This window comes from Colwellia echini (assembly GCF_002843355.2).
Taxonomy (GTDB): domain Bacteria; phylum Pseudomonadota; class Gammaproteobacteria; order Enterobacterales; family Alteromonadaceae; genus Colwellia; species Colwellia echini.
This window is the reverse complement of record NZ_PJAI02000091.1, coordinates 1-529: the sequence shown is the minus strand read 5'-3', so window position 1 is coordinate 529 and position 529 is coordinate 1. Positions and strand designations below refer to the sequence as shown.

The 529-nt window shown below is 40.5% G+C and carries 1 protein-coding gene; it reads right to left on the bottom strand.

The genetic code is table 11. The features are described from left to right. Window positions 1-462: transposase (locus tag CWS31_RS17385; RefSeq protein WP_148747796.1), on the bottom strand; the 462-nt coding region annotated here is incomplete at its 3' end. Window positions 463-529: the final 67 nt, after the last annotated feature.

The following is a 529-nucleotide window of genomic DNA, read 5'->3' as shown; positions in this document are numbered from 1 at the left end:
CCACTCTTTGCTCGCATTTGATTTTAGTTTACAGCCATCAATGGCAAACATGTTGCGGCCTATCAAACCTTCTTTATCACATATCATTAAAACTTGCGTAAAGAGAGGCTCTATTTGGTCTTTCATTCGAGCAACGAACGAAGCTATTGAGGTGTAATGAGGTTGCACATCACCTGATAAGCTCATGAAGGTAATGTTGGTTTCACACGCATTAGCAATACGGCGACTAGTGATAAAACCACGGGAGTAACCAAAGAGAATTATTTTGAGCATCACAGACGGTGAATAAGCTGCAGCGCCGCCATTGTCGTTTTGGTACCAATGTTCGAAGCCCGATAAATCAAGGTGATTATCAACAATATGCGCAAGCGCATATTCAAGCGTTCCAGGGATTATTTGTTGTGAGAAGTCGATGGGAATGAACTTACTCTGACAGGATAAATCAGGTTTATAATTGGCCATGATATTTTGCTATCGGTGAATAATATCTATTAGATCACAGCGAGGAACTTGCTTCAAGCTTAAAAAA